At 66.6% G+C, this 15,907-nt stretch carries 13 protein-coding genes; 2 read left to right on the plus strand and 11 right to left on the minus strand.

Annotated elements, in window-relative coordinates; translation table 11 throughout:
- Positions 1-50: 50 nt before the first annotated feature.
- Together AC3B6A_RS24330 and AC3B6A_RS24335 are read right to left on the minus strand one after the other, a co-directional pair.
- Positions 51-1,175: an SO2930 family diheme c-type cytochrome gene (locus tag AC3B6A_RS24330; protein ID WP_488399655.1), complete on the minus strand. Its 1,125-nt coding sequence runs from the start codon at positions 1,173-1,175 to the stop codon at positions 51-53.
- Positions 1,172-2,416 (minus strand): parallel beta-helix domain-containing protein, encoded by a 1,245-nt coding sequence (locus tag AC3B6A_RS24335; RefSeq protein ID WP_488399656.1) that lies wholly within the window; start codon positions 2,414-2,416, stop codon positions 1,172-1,174. The genes AC3B6A_RS24330 and AC3B6A_RS24335 overlap by 4 nt, the downstream gene beginning before the upstream one ends.
- 176 nt (positions 2,417-2,592) lie before the next feature.
- Between AC3B6A_RS24335 and AC3B6A_RS24340 the strand changes: the two genes are divergently transcribed.
- On the plus strand, positions 2,593-3,003 hold the full coding sequence (locus AC3B6A_RS24340; protein WP_488399657.1) for a bacteriohemerythrin: 411 nt from the start codon (positions 2,593-2,595) through the stop codon (positions 3,001-3,003).
- Positions 3,004-3,039: 36 nt separating this feature from the next.
- Here AC3B6A_RS24340 and AC3B6A_RS24345 read toward each other — a convergent pair whose 3' ends face one another.
- Complete coding sequence (locus AC3B6A_RS24345) at positions 3,040-5,295, minus strand: YgiQ family radical SAM protein (RefSeq protein ID WP_488403694.1); 2,256 nt, start codon at positions 5,293-5,295, stop codon at positions 3,040-3,042.
- A gap of 199 nt (positions 5,296-5,494) precedes the next feature.
- Here AC3B6A_RS24345 and AC3B6A_RS24350 point away from each other — a divergent pair, with 199 nt between their 5' ends.
- The gene (locus tag AC3B6A_RS24350) at positions 5,495-7,357 is read left to right on the plus strand and encodes a diguanylate cyclase domain-containing protein (protein ID WP_488399658.1); all 1,863 of its coding nucleotides are present in this window, start codon (positions 5,495-5,497) and stop codon (positions 7,355-7,357) included.
- Here the strand turns inward: AC3B6A_RS24350 and alr are convergent, their stop codons facing one another.
- The 8 genes from alr to rnr form a co-directional block, all read right to left on the minus strand.
- Positions 7,358-8,434, minus strand: coding sequence for an alanine racemase (gene alr / locus AC3B6A_RS24355; RefSeq protein WP_488399659.1), 1,077 nt, complete (start codon positions 8,432-8,434; stop codon positions 7,358-7,360).
- 70 nt (positions 8,435-8,504) lie between these two features.
- The gene (gene dnaB, locus AC3B6A_RS24360) at positions 8,505-9,899 is read right to left on the minus strand and encodes a replicative DNA helicase (RefSeq protein ID WP_488399660.1); all 1,395 of its coding nucleotides are present in this window, start codon (positions 9,897-9,899) and stop codon (positions 8,505-8,507) included.
- Between the two features lie 140 nt (positions 9,900-10,039).
- On the minus strand, positions 10,040-10,486 hold the full coding sequence (gene rplI / locus AC3B6A_RS24365) for a 50S ribosomal protein L9 (protein ID WP_488399661.1): 447 nt from the start codon (positions 10,484-10,486) through the stop codon (positions 10,040-10,042).
- Between the two features lie 21 nt (positions 10,487-10,507).
- The gene (locus AC3B6A_RS24370; RefSeq protein WP_488399662.1) at positions 10,508-11,377 is read right to left on the minus strand and encodes a hypothetical protein; all 870 of its coding nucleotides are present in this window, start codon (positions 11,375-11,377) and stop codon (positions 10,508-10,510) included.
- 37 nt (positions 11,378-11,414) lie between these two features.
- Complete coding sequence (rpsR, locus tag AC3B6A_RS24375) at positions 11,415-11,645, minus strand: 30S ribosomal protein S18 (RefSeq protein ID WP_003095634.1); 231 nt, start codon at positions 11,643-11,645, stop codon at positions 11,415-11,417.
- Positions 11,646-11,674: 29 nt separating this feature from the next.
- Positions 11,675-12,091 (minus strand): 30S ribosomal protein S6, encoded by a 417-nt coding sequence (rpsF, locus tag AC3B6A_RS24380; RefSeq protein WP_054906367.1) that lies wholly within the window; start codon positions 12,089-12,091, stop codon positions 11,675-11,677.
- Between the two features lie 205 nt (positions 12,092-12,296).
- Positions 12,297-13,049: a 23S rRNA (guanosine(2251)-2'-O)-methyltransferase RlmB gene (gene rlmB / locus AC3B6A_RS24385; RefSeq protein WP_488399663.1), complete on the minus strand. Its 753-nt coding sequence runs from the start codon at positions 13,047-13,049 to the stop codon at positions 12,297-12,299.
- Complete coding sequence (gene rnr, locus AC3B6A_RS24390; protein WP_488399664.1) at positions 13,046-15,784, minus strand: ribonuclease R; 2,739 nt, start codon at positions 15,782-15,784, stop codon at positions 13,046-13,048. The genes rlmB and rnr overlap by 4 nt, the downstream gene beginning before the upstream one ends.
- Between the last annotated feature and the right edge of the window lie 123 nt (positions 15,785-15,907).

Genomic DNA, 15,907 nt, shown 5'->3' on the forward strand with positions numbered 1-15,907 from the left:
CCGTCGCAGCGCGCAGCCCAGAGCCCTCGCGGGCTCCGGGCCGTTTCCCGCTAGCAGCCGCCGTCCAGGCCGGCGATCCAGCGGTCGATCACTTCCAGCCCTTCCCTGTGCACCAGGCCGCGGCCCAGCTCCGGCATCATGTCGCCGGGCTTGTCGCTGCCGACGCGGTAGCTGAGCACCGACTTCTCCGGGCTGCCGGGGTGGATGTCCTCCAGCCGCCCGCCGGTGCCGCCGCCCGCGGCCACCGGCGGTTTGCACAGGCCGTAGGCGATCGACAGCGGGGTGTGCGGGTCGAGGTAGAGCCCGGAGGTGCGCGCCGCGCCCTTGGGGTTGTGGCAGTGCGAGCAGTTGACGTCGAGGTAGCTGCGCGCCTGCTTCTCCAGGTCCTCGCCGGCGCGCGGATGGCCCCACAGCGCGTTCTGCGGCACCTGCGCCAGCTCCGGCAGCCCCTTGAGGAAACCGCGCGCCTGCCAGTGCCGCAGCTGGTTGTCGCTGCCCCCGGCGTAGGCGAAGTCCTTGTTCAGGTGGCGCGCCTTCGGCCCCAGCGGGGCGATGCCCGCGCCCTTCTGCTCGGCGTGGCACTCGGCGCACTGGTTGGCGTCGGGGACCATGTAGCTGAAGGCGACCTTCCGCCCGCCCTCGCCGGTCAGCTCCAGCGCCTGCGTGTCACCGGCCAGTTCCAGGCGCGCCTCGCGCTGGTCCTCGTCCCACACGTAGGGCAACGCCATCCAGCCGTCCTTCTGCCGCACCAGCACGCGGGTTTCCACCAGGCGGACCCTGTCCAGCTCGAGGCCGGCCCTGGGGTCGCGGTCGTCCTGGCTGTTCTGCAGCAGGTGCCCCTGGGCATCCCTGGGGTAGTAGAAGGTCTTGGTCAGCACTGTGCCGAGCGGGTAGTCGAAGCGCTCCTCGGCGTACTGCGCGGCCTGCCCCGCCGGCATCCAGACGGTACGCATCTTGTGCGCGTAGTCGGTGAACAGCGAGGTGTTCAGGTCATAGGGCAGCACATCGGCGGCCGGCGTCAGGTGGCCGTCCGCCAGGTGCAGCATGCCCCAGCCGCTGAGCTTTTCCGGGTAATCGTCGCCTTCGGGCTGATAACGCGGCTTGCTCTCCTGCCCGCACCCGGCCAGTACCGCGGCCAGGGCGAGCGACAACAGGAACGGGCCGTGTCTGCTCATGCCTTGCCGCCCTTCTCGCCCAGGCCGGCCTGCTCGATCTTCGGCAGCGGCTTGAGCTTGCACTGGTGCACGCTCATGTCGGTGCTGATGTGCTTGTAGCCGTTGGGGCCGTCGACGTTGACGATGCCGGCGGCGCCGTTGTCGATGCAGATCGACAGCGCCTCAGGCAGCTTGCCGTCGACCGCTTTCGCCTGGTTGAAGTAGCCGTCCCAGAGGATGTCCGGCAGGCGGCCGTTGAGGCCGAACTGGGCGACCTTCAGCGCCTTCAGCTCCAGGTGGTCGGGGCTGTCGCCACCGGGGCCGAAGGTGTTGCCGTGGATGTAGATGCCCTCAGGATAGGGATCGAAGTTCGGCTGGGTGGCCTTGCCCGAATAGTTGGTGCTGAAGTAGCTGCTGATGATGACGTTGGCGGTCTTGTGGTTGCCGATCCTGTTGTCGAAGATTTCCACGTCGTCGTTGGAGTTCACCACCACGCCGGAGCCGGCCGGCACGCTGGCCACCGGGGTGCCCTTGTGGCCGAAGTTGTCGTGGTTGTTGCCCTGCACGTCGTTGTCGAAGACCCGGGTGCCGCGCCCCGGCTGCTGCAGGTTGGGCATGTTGAAGACGAGGATGCCGCCGGTGTTGTCGGTGGCGACGTTGTTGTAGACGTCGGCGCCGATGGTGTTCTCGATCTCGATGCCGGCGACGTTGCGCTCGGCGCGGTTGTTGCGCACCACCACGTTGCGCGACTGGCCGACGTAGATGCCCGAGTCCGACGCGCCGATGGCGACGTTGCCTTCGAGCAGGGTGTTCTCGGTCTGCACCGGGTAGATGCCGTAGCCGCCGTTGTCGGTGGAGGCGCCGTTGGTCCATTCGGTGCGGATGTTGCGGATCACGATGTTCTTGCCGCCGATGACCTTCAGACCGTCGCCCTTGGTGTCCTCGATGGCGAGGTTCTCCAGGGTGAAGTCGGAGGCGTCGACGAACAGCCCTTCGGCGCCGGCCTTCTGGTTCTTGAAGCTGAGGACGGTCTTGTCCATGCCGGCGCCGCGGATGGTCACGCCGTCCACCTTCAGGCTCAGGCTGCGGTCCAGGTGGTAGGTGCCGGCGGGAATCTCGATGACATCGCCGGCCTTGGCCTTGATCAGGCGGGCCTGCAGGTCCTTCTGGAAGTCGGTGCTGACGGCGGCGGTTTTCTCGCCTTCGCCGCAGGCGGCCAGGGCGACGGAGAGGGCGAGCAGGGAGAGAGTGGCGAGACGCATGGCGGGCTCCGGTCTTGTTCTTATGATATGGAACTAACGTACCAACTACGCCGCACAATACTCCTACATCCCGCGCCACGCCAGCCTTTCAGACACATCGCACTTTGATTGATGGGCGTCACTGTCTCGCCACGGTGGATGGGGATGATCTGCGCTCCACCACAAGGAGTGCGCGGATGAGCTTCATGCCCTGGAACGACGAGTTCGTCATCGGAATCGAGCGGATCGATGAGCAGCACCGCTGGCTGGTCGATCTCACCAATGCCCTGTTCGACAGCCTGCAAGGCGTGGATGACCGCGGGCCGCCGATCGGCGAACTGCTGGAGCAACTGGTGGAGTACACGATGAACCACTTCATCGTCGAGGAAGTGCTGTTCCAGCGCCTGGGCTATCCCCAGGAGGAGGCGCACCGGGCCGAGCACGACCGCTTCAACCGGCAGATCGTCGACCTGCTGTACCGCCACGAGGATGGCGAGGCCGTCTCGGTCGAGGCGCTGGACCTGCTGAAGACCTGGCTGACCCACCACATCCTGAAGGTGGACAAGGCCTACGTGGCGTTCTTCAAGGAAAAAGGCGTGACCGCTTAGCGGGCACGCCTTTCTTCGGAGCTCAGCGCAGAGGGATCAGCGCGGAATGTTCGGCTGGCGCTTGGTGCTGCGCTTCTTGCCCTTGGCGTAGCCGCCGGCCTTGTCTTCCGCGGCCTTGTTCCACGGCTTGGAGCCGTCGCTGGCGCGCGGCGGCAGGCCGGTGTGCTGGGTCAGCAGCGGCTTGCCGGCCTTCTTGCTGCCCACCGGGGTGGAGTTCTTGCGGCGCGCGCTCTGGTAGCCGCCGTCGCCGGTCGGCTGGGTTGCCGGGATCAGCTGGTGCTTGCCGTTGCCGATCAGGTCGGCGCGGCCCATTTCCTTCAGCGCCTCGCGCAGCATCGGCCAGTTGTTCGGGTCGTGGTAGCGCAGGAAGGCCTTGTGCAGCCGGCGGCGGCGCTCGCCCTTGACGATCTCCACGCCGTCGCTCTTGTAGGTGACCTTGCGCAGCGGGTTCTTGCCCGAGTGGTACATGGCCGTGGCGGTGGCCATGGGCGAGGGGTAGAAGGCCTGCACCTGGTCCGCGCGGAAGCCGTTGCGCTTGAGCCACAGGGCGAGGTTCATCATGTCCTCGTCGGTGGTGCCCGGGTGCGCGGCGATGAAGTACGGGATCAGGTACTGCTCCTTGCCCGCCTCCTTGGAGAACTTCTCGAACATCCGCTTGAAGGTGTCGTAGGTGCCGATGCCCGGCTTCATCATCTTCGACAGCGGGCCTTCCTCGGTGTGTTCCGGGGCGATCTTCAGGTAGCCGCCGACATGGTGGGTCACCAGCTCCTTGACGTACTCCGGCGACTTCACCGCCAGGTCGTAGCGCAGGCCCGAGGCGATGAGGATCTTCTTCACCCCCGGCAGGTCGCGGGCGCGGCGGTACAGCTGGACCAGCGAGGAATGGTCGGTGTCGAGGTTCTCGCAGATGCCCGGCCAGACGCAGGACGGCTTGCGGCAGTGACGCTCGATCTCCGGGTCCTTGCAGCCCAGGCGGTACATGTTCGCGGTCGGCCCGCCGAGGTCGGAGATGACGCCGGTGAAGGCGGGAATCTTGTCCCGGATGTCCTCGATCTCGCGGATGATCGAGTCTTCCGAGCGGCTCTGGATGATCCGGCCTTCGTGCTCGGTGATGGAGCAGAAGGTGCAGCCGCCGAAGCAGCCACGCATGATGTTGATCGAGAAGCGGATCATCTCGTAGGCCGGAATCTTCGCGCCGCCGTATTCCGGGTGCGGCACGCGGGCGTACTGCAGGCCGAAGACGTAGTCCATCTCCTCGGTGGTCAGCGGGATGGGCGGCGGGTTGAACCAGACGTCGCTCTCGCCGTGACGCTGCACCATGGCGCGGGCGTTGCCCGGGTTGGTCTCCAGGTGCAGCACGCGGTTGGCGTGGGCGTAGAGCACCGGGTCGCTCTTGACCTTCTCGTAGGACGGCAGGCGGATCACCGTGCGCTCGCGCTCCAGGCGCGGATGCGGCAGCAGCTCGACCACCTTGGCCTGGTCCGGGTCGTCCTGCCCGGCCTTCTCCTGCTCGATGGCGCAGGCGGCGCTGTCCTGGGTGTTCACGTAGGGGTTGATGATCTTGTCGATCTTGCCCGGACGGTCGATGCGGGTGGAGTCCAGTTCGAACCAGCCCTCGGGGGTGTCGCGGCGCACGAAGGCGGTGCCGCGCACGTCGGTGAGCGACTCGATGGGCTCGCCGGCGGCCAGGCGCTGGGCCACTTCCACCACGGCGCGCTCGGCGTTGCCGAACAGCAGGATGTCGGCCTTGGCGTCCATCAGGATCGAATGGCGCACCTTGTCCTGCCAGTAGTCGTAGTGCGCGATGCGGCGCAGCGAGGCCTCGATGCCGCCGAGGACGATCGGCACGCCCTTGTACGCCTCGCGGCAGCGCTGGCTGTAGACCACGCTGGCGCGGTCCGGACGTTTGCCGGCCTCGCCGCCGGCGGTGTAGGCGTCGTCGGAGCGGATCTTCCGGTCGGCGGTGTAGCGGTTGATCATCGAGTCCATGTTGCCGGCGGCGATGCCGAAGAACAGGTTCGGCTTGCCCAGCTTCATGAAGGCGTCCTTGGACTGCCAGTCGGGCTGGGAAATGATGCCGACGCGGAAGCCCTGGGCCTCCAGCAGGCGACCGATGATGGCCATGCCGAACGACGGGTGGTCGACGTAGGCATCCCCGGTGACGATGATGATGTCGCAGGAATCCCAGCCCAGCTGATCCATCTCTTCCCGGCTCATGGGCAGGAAGGGCGCCGGGCCGAAACACTCGGCCCAGAACTTGGGATAGTCGAACAACGGCTTGGCGGCTTGCATCACGGGCACCGGGTATCTCGAAGTAGGTATCGCGGAAAAACGCGGGCGCGGAATATAGCACAAAAAGTGTACAAGTCCGACTGATGAACTCAGATTTAACCGGCGCGCGGTAGATTCCGCCTGCCATCATCTGGCTATACTCCAGCCACTATCGGCAGTACCTGCCGGACCATCCCGCCAGGCACAGGGAGTGCGTGTCGTGCGTCATGTTTTCATGCTGGTGCTTGCGCTGCTGGCCGGCCAGGCCGCCGCGCTCGAGCTGGACCCGAGCGCCAGTGGCGCCTGGCTCAATGGCAGCCTGGCGCTCCTCGAGGATCGCAGCGGCGCGATGCCGTTCGACGAGGTACGGCGCAGTCCCGACTTCACCCCGGCCAACGGCCGCACCAGCGTCGGCCAGAGCGCCAGCCCCTGGTGGCTGCGCCTGGACCTCGACCGCCGGCAAACGCCGCCCGGCGGCTGGTGGCTGGAAGTGGACGCGGTCAATCTCAAGGACCTGCGCCTGTACCTGCCCGACGAGCGGGGGCGTTACCAGGAACGGCTCTCCGGCGAAGTGGTGGCCTTTTCCGCCGGTCGCGACCACGGCTACCGCCGCCCGGTGTTCCACCTGCCCGAAGGCACGGGTCCGCTGCGGCTCTACCTGCGCACCTACGACCCCGCCGGCAACTCCTTTCCGCTGCGCATCTGGACGCTGGACGACCTGCAGGACCACCACGCCGACACCAACCTGTTCCTCGGCGTGATCTACGGCCTGATCGCCGCCCTGCTGCTGTACAACCTGTGCATCCTGCTGGCCCTGCGCGACCGCGCCTACTTCTGGTACGTGCTGACCACCGCCGCGGCGCTGCTGTTCAGCCTCGGCATGAGCGGCCACGGCTTCAAATACCTCTGGCCCGAGCACCCGGTGCCCTGGTGGCTGGACCGCATCACCCTGCCCTCGCTGTGGGGGCTGTGCGTGCACCGTTTCACCATCAGCCTGCTGCAGACCCGCCGCCACGTGCCCTGGGCGCATCACCTGCTGAACCTGAACTGCGCGCTGTACCTGCTCACCATCGCCCTGGGCGCCCTGCAGATGCGCGGCGTCGCCGGCTGGATGCTGGTGGCGATCACCCTGATCGGCGTGCCGGCGGCGATGGGCGCGGCGCTGACGCGCTGGCGCCAGGGCTCGCTCCCGGCCTTCCTCTACCTGCTCGGCTTCGGCCTGGTGCTCGCCAGCGTGAGCATCTCCGTACTGCGCGCCCTGGGCGTCGTGCAGCCGGCGCCGGTCACCACCTACGTCTTCCCGATCGCCGTCGCCATGGAGTCGGTGCTCTTCTCCTTCGCCCTCGCCTCGCGCATCCGCGGCCTGAAGCGGGAGAGCGCCCAGGCCGTGGAGCAGGCCGAGCGCGAAAAGAACGCGCGCCTGACCCTGCTGCAGAGCACCCAGCAGGACCTGGCCCAGGCGGTCGCCGAACGCACCGCCGAGCTGACCCAGAACAACCAGTTGCTGCGCGAGCGCGAGGCCCAGCTGCAGCACGCGGCGCACTACGACCCGCTGACCGGCCTGCCCAACCGCCGCTTCCTGGTCGAGCGCGCCGAGCAGGCTCTGGAGCACGCCCAGCAGAACGGCGAAACCCTGGCGCTGATGCTGGTCGACCTCGACCATTTCAAGCCGATCAACGACAGCCACGGCCATGACGCCGGCGACTTCATGCTGCAGAACGTCGGGCAGCGCCTGCGCCAGTGCGTGCGCACCAGCGATTGCGTGGCGCGGCTGGGCGGCGACGAGTTCGCCGCGCTGATTTCCGGCCCGGACGCCGAAGGCCACGCCCGCGAGATCGCCAGGCGCCTGCTCGACGAGCTGTCGCGCCCGGTGCATTTCGACACCCTGGAGCTGCGCGTTACGCCCAGCATCGGCGTGGCCATCTACCCGAGCCACGCCATGCAGTTCAGCAAGCTGTACAAGGCCGCCGACCAGGCGCTGTACGAAGTGAAGGGCAACGGCCGGGCGAGCTACGCCATCGCCAGCGAAGGCGACAACGAGGGCAGCGACCTCTGGCTGGACGGCACCCAAGGCCGCGCCTGATCAGCTGCGGTAGCGGCGCGGCACGCGGGCGGTGACCTTGCTCAGCAGCTCGTAGCCGATGGTCCCGGCGTGGCTCGCCACCTCGTCCACCGGAAGGTTCGCGCCCCACAGCTCGACCGGATCGCCGACCGCGGCATGGGGCAGGTCGGTGAGATCGACGGCCAGCATGTCCATCGACACCCGGCCCGCCAGCGGCACCCGCCGCCCGCCCACCAGCACCGGTGTTCCGCTCGACGCATGGCGCGGATAACCGTCGGCGTAGCCGCAGCTGACGGTGCCGATGCGCGACGGCCGCTGCGCCACCCAGGCGGCGCCATAACCGACGCTCTCCCCGGCCGGCACCTCGCGCACCGAAATCAGCTGCGCCTCCAGGCTCATCGCCGGGCGCAGGCCCAGCTCGGCCGCGCCGATGCCGGCGAAGGGCGTGGCGCCGTAGAGCATGATGCCGGGGCGAATCCAGTCCATGTGCGCAGCGGGAATGGTCAGCACGGCGGCGGAATTGGCCAGCGAGCGCTGGTCGAAATCCAGGTCGAGCAGGCCGAGGAAGCTGTCCAGCTGATCCTCGGTCAACGAATCGCCGCGCAGGTCGGCGCAGGCGAAGTGACTCATCAGGTTCAGCTCGGCCACCTGCGGCGCCTGGCGCAGGCGCGGGTGCCAGTCGCGGATCGCCTCCGGCGAAAAGCCCAGGCGGTGCATGCCGGAATCCAGTTTCAGCCACAGGTTCAGCGCGCTCGGCAGCTTCGCGGCCAGCAGCGCCTGGGCCTGTTCCCGCCCCTGCACCGCCACGTCCAGCCGCAGCTGCGCGGCGATCAGGTATTCCGCCGGCTCGAAGCAGCCTTCCAGCAACAGGATGCGGGCTTCGGCGTGCAATGCGCGCACCTCGGCGGCCTCTTCCAGACAGGCGACCGCGAAGCCGTCGGCCTCATCGTGCAGGCTGCTGACCACCTCCCGCGCGCCATGCCCATAGGCGTTGGCCTTGACCACCGCGAACGCCTGGCGACCCGGCGCGCAACGCTTGGCCACGGCGTAATTGTGGCGGATGGCGGGGAGATCGACGGTGGCGACGAGCGGACGCATGGCTGCGGGTCCTGAAACGAAACGGGCGCCTATTTTAAGGCGCCCGTCGGTCACGCGGAATGCGGCATCATCACTCGTCTTCGAAGTTGTACATGCCGGGCGCGAGGTTCTCGAAACGGGTGAAGCGGCCGAGGAAGGCCAGGCGCACGGTGCCGATGGGGCCGTTACGCTGCTTGCCGAGGATGATTTCGGCCACGCCCTTGAACTCGGTCTCCGGGTGATACACCTCGTCGCGGTAGACGAACATGATCACGTCGGCGTCCTGCTCGATCGCGCCGGATTCGCGCAGGTCGGAGTTCACCGGGCGCTTGTTGGGGCGCTGCTCCAGCGAGCGGTTGAGCTGCGAGAGCGCCACCACCGGGCAGTTGAACTCCTTGGCCAGCGCCTTGAGCGAGCGGGAAATCTCGGAAATCTCGTTGGTGCGGTTGTCGCCGGAGGAGCCGGGGATCTGCATCAGTTGCAGGTAGTCGACCATGATCAGGGCGATCTCGCCGTGCTCGCGGGCCAGGCGGCGGGTCCGCGCGCGCATTTCCGAGGGCGAGATGCCGGCGGTGTCGTCGATGAACAGCTTGCGCTCGTTGAGCAGGTTCACCGCCGAGGTCAGGCGCGGCCAGTCCTCGTCGTCCAGCTTGCCCGAACGCACCTTGGTCTGGTCGATGCGGCCCAGCGACGAGAGCATACGCATCACGATCGAGTCGGAGGGCATTTCCAGGGAGTACACCAGCACCACCTTGTCGCTGCGCAACACGGCGTTCTCCACCAGGTTCATGGCGAAGGTGGTCTTACCCATGGACGGACGGCCGGCGACGATGATCAGGTCGGACGGCTGCAGGCCGCTGGTCTTCTCGTCCAGGTCGGTGAAGCCGGTGGAAATGCCGGTGAAGGCATCGTTGGTGTTGAACAGGTGGTCGATGCGGTCGATGGTCTTGACCAGGATGTCGCTGATCCCCACCGGACCGCCGGTCTTGGGCCGCGCTTCGGCGATCTCGAAGATCTTGCGCTCGGCCTCGTCGAGCACCTCGTTGGCACTGCGCCCTTCCGGGTTGAAGGCGCTGTCGGCGATGTCGCTGCTGATGCCGATCAGCTGCCGCAGCGTGGCACGCTCGCGGATGATCTGCGCGTACGCCTTGATGTTGGCCACCGAGGGCGTGTTCTTCGCCAGTTCGGCGAGGTAGGCAAGGCCGCCCACCTGGGACAGCTGGCCCTCGCGCTCGAGCATCTCGGAGAGGGTCACCACGTCGATCGGCTGGTTGCCTTCGGCGAGCTTGTAGACGGCACGGAAGATCAGGCGATGGTCGTGGCGATAGAAATCGCCGTCGGACACCGCGTCCGAGACCCGCTCCCAGGCGTTGTTGTCGAGCATCAGGCCGCCCAGCACCGCCTGTTCGGCTTCGATCGAGTGCGGCGGCACCTTGAGGGAAGCGGTCTGCAGGTCGTATTGCTCGGGGACGGTGATGTCGTTCATGGGCTCTTCGGGCTGGCTCTGCGTGCTGAATGGAACGGCGGAAAAACAAAGGGCACGGTACCGAGATCCAGTACCGTGCCCGATGTTAGCGGACTGATTCGTCCACGCAAGGTGCGCGAACAGCCCTAGCGACGGATCGCTTACTCGGCGACTACAACCACGTGCAGGGTTGCATCAACATCGGTGTGCAGCTGCACTTCGATGTTGTATTCGCCAACGGTGCGCAGGGCGCCGTCAGGCAGGCGAACTTCGCTCTTCTCCAGCGGGTAGCCGGCAGCCGAAACGGCGTCGGCGATGTCGCGGGTGCCGATCGAACCGAACAGCTTGCCTTCGTCGCCGGCGTGGGCGCCGATGGTGACGATCAGCTCGGCCAGTTGGGCAGCACGGGCTTCAGCAGCGGCCTTCTTGTCGGCAGCGGCTTTTTCCAGCTCTGCGCGGCGCTCTTCGAAAGCAGCGACGTTGGCAGCGGTGGCAGCGGTGGCTTTGCCCTGCGGCAGCAGGTAGTTACGGGCGTAACCGCCCTTTACGTTCAGCTTGTCGCCCAGGTTGCCCAGGTTGGCGATCTTTTCCAGCAGGATGACTTCCATTTGAGTCTTACCTCTTAACTTTTAACCTTCACCGTTCGCGGCTTTCTGGCGACGGGCCAGACGACCGCGAAAATCAAACAGACTGTCGACCACGGCGACAAGACAGATCACATTGCCCAGCACGAATACCAGCAGGTACAGCGGCGCCAGCCAGAAGCCCGGAAGCTTCTTCAGCGCGACCAGCCCGTGGCCCAGTGCGATCCCGGCGAACAGCAGCGGGATCATGCACAGCGGCGCCAGCATGGTGGCCACGGGACCTGCGAAGGGCAGCGCCACGACGCCAACCAGCAGCGCGATAGCCGTGCCCGGCGACAGGCGCAGTGCGCGGAACTCGCGGCCGAACCCTTCCGGGTTGTACAGCACTGCCTGCCAATAACGCGCCAGCATCAGGCACATCAGGCTGATCGTCTGCAGCGAGGCTGCCATCAGGCCGGTGATGGTCGGAACCATCTCCGCCTGCAGGGCGGCCATCTGCTCCGGCGAAAGCTTGGCTTCGGCCAGAACCTGCGGCAGCGCCTTGCCGAACGCATCGGCAAGACTCGCGACCAACCCGGCCGACACCGTGCTGAGCAGCAGCACGAACACCGCACCGAGCACAACGCTCGCCAGCATCACCTGGTTCCAGGACACCTTGCTGCGCAGAACCTGCGCCAGCACGGCACTACCCACCAGAACCAGACTCACGCTGGGGTCACCCAGGTACCACCAGGCCAGTGCCGGAAGCAGCGCCCAGACCAGGATGCCGAAGGCATCGCCGGCGCCACGGCGCAACAGCACCAGACTGCCTGCTGCGGCACCGAGCCAGAACAACGGCTGCAGTACCGCGGCTGCGACGACCACCAGGGTCGCCTGCATGCGGCCTCGCATGACGAACTCAGCCAATGCGCGCATGCGATCTATCCATCAATTCCCGGTCGACTGCCCGATCTCAACGGCCGTGGCTGTCGGTGTAGGGAAGCAGGGCCAGGTAGCGGGCGCGCTTGATAGCGGTGGCCAGCTGACGCTGGTACTTGGCCTTGGTGCCGGTGATGCGGCTCGGAACGATCTTGCCGGTTTCGGAAACATAGGCCTTCAGGGTGTTCAGATCTTTGTAATCGATCTCTTTCACGCCTTCAGCGGTGAAACGGCAGAACTTACGACGACGGAAGAAACGTGCCATGTGTGTGGCTCCTCAATACTGGTCCGGGATTACTCGTCAGCGCTGTCGCGGCTATCTTCGCCGTCAGCGGACTCGCCCTCGTTCGATTCGGGACGCTCACGGCGCTCGCGGCGCTCGTTGCGGCTCTCTTCGGCCTTCAGCATTTCGGACTGGCCGGTAACGGCTTCGTCGCGACGGATGACCATGTTACGGATCACGGCGTCGTTGTAGCGGAAGTTGTCTTCCAGCTCTGCCAGGGCCTTGGCGGTGCACTCGACGTTCATCAGAACGTAGTGAGCCTTGTGCACGTTGTTGATGGCGTAAGCCAGCTGACGACGGCCCCAGTCTTCCAGACGGTGGACTTTGCCGCCGTCTTCTTCGATGGCCTTGGTGTAACGCTCGACCATGCCACCGACTTGTTCGCTCTGGTCCGGGTGAACCAGGAACACGATTTCGTAATGACGCATAAATGCTCCTTACGGATTGCAGCCTGCCGACGAAGCGGTCAGGCAAGGAGTGAATGATTTTTTCCTTGCCGTCGAAAACAGTACGCGCGAACGCCTGCCCGGACGACAAGGGCCGACATTCTAGAGAAGCGCGCCGGGGGGCGCAAGGAAATCTGGTGAATATTTGAACAGCGCGAGGCGGTGCGATCCGCCTCGCGTGGGGACCTCAGGCGCCGGCCTTGAGCTGGCGCTGGCGGACGATCTCGAACAGGCACACGCCGGTGGCCACCGAGACGTTCAGGCTGCTGACGCTGCCCTGCATCGGCAGCTTGGCCAGGTAGTCGCAGTGCTCACGGGTCAGGCGGCGCATGCCCTTGCCCTCGGCGCCCATCACCAGCACGGTCGGCCCAGTGAGGTCGAGCTCGTAGAGCATCTGGGTCGCCTCGCCCGCCGTGCCGACGATCCACAGGCCGCGCTGCTGGAGCTTCTCCAGGGTGCGCGCGAGGTTGGTCACCGCGACCAGCGGGATCACCTCGGCGGCGCCGCAGGCGACCTTGCGCACCGTGGCGTTGAGGGTGGCGGACTTGTCCTTCGGCACGATCACCGCCAGCGCGCCTGCCGCATCGGCGGTGCGCAGGCAGGCGCCGAGGTTGTGCGGGTCGGTCACGCCGTCCAGCGCCAGCAGCAGCGCCGAACCGGAAGAGCGTTCCAGCAGCTCCTCCAGCATGTTCTCGCCCCAGACCTGGCTCGGGCTGACCTCGGCGACCACGCCCTGGTGCACGCCTTCGGCCCACTCGTCCAGCTCCTTGCGCTCGCGCGTGCCCACCGGCACGCGCACCTGCCCGGCCAGTTCGACCAGCGCCTGGACCCGCGGATCATGCCGGCCCTCGGCCAGCCACAGCTGCTTGACCCGCTTCGGGTGATGGCGCAGCAGCGCCTCTACGGCATGGACCCCGTAGACCTTTTCCCACTGGCTCATTTCTTCGCCTTACGCTTGCGCACCGGCTCACCGGACGCCGTCCCCGCATCGGCCTTGGGACGCGCCGGCCCCTTGCGATGCTTGGTCGGCTTGGCGGCCTTGGCTTTCTGTTTGGACGGTTTGCGCGGAGCGCTGCCGGCACCTGCCGCCGGAGCGCCCCTGGCAGCCCCTTTACGGCCCGACGGCTTGTTGCCGCCCACCTTGGCTTCGTCGAGCAGCGCCTTCTTCAACTCGCGGCTCTTGCGCACGTCGGTATTGCCAAGCAGTTCCTCGGCCTTGGCCAGCATTTCCGGCGCCACCGAGGGCAGCGCCTGGACGACGCCGACCTTGCGCTTGCGCGGCTGGACCGCCGGCACCGACACGTCCGGAGCGAAATACGGATCGTCGGCGACTTCGCGCCGGGCCTTGGCGGGCTTGTCCTTCGCCGCCGCGCCCCGGGCCTTGCCCTTCACCGGCTCGGCCTTCTCGCCGCGCTTCTTGCGGCCGATCGGAGCGCTGAGCACGTTGTCGGAGAGTTCGAAATCGATCTTGCGCTCGTCCAGGTCGACACGCGCCACCACCACCTCGACGCTGTCGCCGAGGCGGAAGCTGCGGCCGGTGCGCTCGCCGCTCAGGCGGTGATGCACGGCATCGAAGTGGTAGTAGTCGCCGGGCAGCGCGGTGACATGCACCAGGCCCTCGACAAAGATGTCGGTCAGTTCGACGAAGATGCCGAAGCCGGTCACCGCGGTGATCACGCCGGGGAAGGTCTCGCCCACGCGCTCGCGCATGAACTCGCACTTCAGCCAGTTGGTGACGTCGCGGGTCGCCTCGTCAGCGCGGCGCTCGGTCATCGAGCACTGTTCGCCCAGCTGTTCCAGGCGCGGCTCGTCGTAGGGATAGATGCGTGCCTTGGGCATGCTGGCGGCGCCGACGCGCTGGACGTGCTCGGAAGCCGCCTTGGAGCGGATCAGGCCACGGATGGCACGGTGCGTCAGCAGGTCCGGGTAGCGGCGGATCGGCGAGGTGAAGTGGGTGTAGGCCTCGTAGTTCAGGCCGAAGTGGCCGTGGTTCTCCGGGCTGTACACCGCCTGGCTCAGGGAGCGCAGCATCACGGTCTGGATCAGTTGCAGGTCCGGGCGGCCCTGGATCGATTCCAGCAGCTTCTGGTAATCCGCCGGGGTCGGCTCGCCCTTGCCGCGGTACAGGGTCAGGCCCAGCTCGCCGAGGAACTGGCGCAGATTGTTCAGCTTCTCCTGCGGCGGACCGTCGTGAACGCGGTACAGCGCGGGGATGCCGTGCTTCTCGAGGAACTTTGCGGTGGCGACGTTGGCCGCCAGCATGCATTCCTCGATCAGCTTGTGCGCGTCGTTGCGCTGGGTCGGGCGGATCTCCGAGATCTTGCGGTCCGCGCCGAAGACGATGCGGGTTTCCTGGGTCTCGAAATCGATCGCCCCGCGCACGTGGCGCGCGCCGACGAGGACCTTGTACAGGTCATAAAGGGTGTTCAGGTGCGGCACCACCGCCGGCAGCTGTTCCTTCAGGCGCTGGCCTTCGGGGCTGTCCGGGGTTTCCAGGTACTGGCTGACCTTGGTGTAGGTCAGGCGCGCATGGGAATGGATGACCGCCTCGTAGAACTGGTAGTCGGTCATCTTGCCGGCCTTGGAGAGGCTCATCTCGCAGACCATGGCCAGTCGATCGACCAGCGGATTCAGGGAGCACAGGCCGTTGGAGAGAATCTCCGGCAGCATCGGGATCACGCGCTCGGGGAAGTACACCGAGTTGCCGCGATTGGCCGCCTCCTCGTCCAGCGCCGAACCGACCTTCACATAGTGCGAAACGTCGGCGATGGCGACGAACAGCTTCCAGCCGCCGCCCTTGCGCTTCTCCGCGTAGACCGCGTCGTCGAAGTCGCGGGCGTCCTCGCCGTCGATGGTGACGAACGGCAGGGCGCGCAGGTCGACGCGCTTCTCCTTGTCCTTCTCCAGCACTTCCGGCTTGAGCTTGGCCGCTTCCTTCTCCACGCCCTGGGGCCAGACGTGGGGAATGTCGTAGCTGCGCAGGGCGACTTCGATTTCCATGCCCGGCGCCATGTAGTCGCCGAGCACTTCCACCACCTCGCCCTGGGCCTGGCGGTGCACGCTCGGCCAGACATCGATGCGCACCTGGACGAACTGATTGTGCTTGGCCGTGCCGGCCTTGCCCGGTGGGATCAGCACTTCCTGCTGGATCTTCGGGTTGTCGGCGACCACCGTGCCGATGCCGCTCTCGTCGAAGTAACGGCCGACGATGGTCTCGTGGGCGCGCTCGACCACTTCCACGATGGCGCCTTCGCGGCGGCCACGGCGGTCGAAGCCGGACACGCGCGCCAGGGCGCGGTCGCCGTCGAACACCAGGCGCATCTGCATCGGGCTGAGGAACAGGTCGTCGCTGCCGTCATCGGGAATCAGGAAGCCGAAACCGTCGCGGTGGCCGGCGATGCGGCCGAGGATCAGGTCGAGCTTGTCCACCGGCGCATAGGCGCCACGGCGGGTATAGATCAGCTGGCCGTCGCGCTCCATCGCGCGCAGGCGGCGGCGCAAGGCCTCTTCCGGCTCCTCGCCGGACAGGCCGAATTCATCGAGCAACTGGGCCCGCGTGGCGGGCGCGCCGCGTTCGGCGAGATGCGCCAGGATGAGTTCGCGGCTGGGGATGGGGTTTTCGTATTTTTCCGCCTCGCGGGCGGCCTCGGGATCGAGGTTTTGCCAATCGGCCATTAAAGTGCGGTCACCTTATATATATGGGTATGGTTCGCCATCTGCTTATTGAAGCGCGAAATCCGCTCGTCGGTCAGCTTTGGGCACGAATAAATTTTTTATCGCATCAGGGGTTTACAAGCG

The sequence above is a fragment of the Pseudomonas sp. B12(2026) genome, assembly GCF_057767015.1.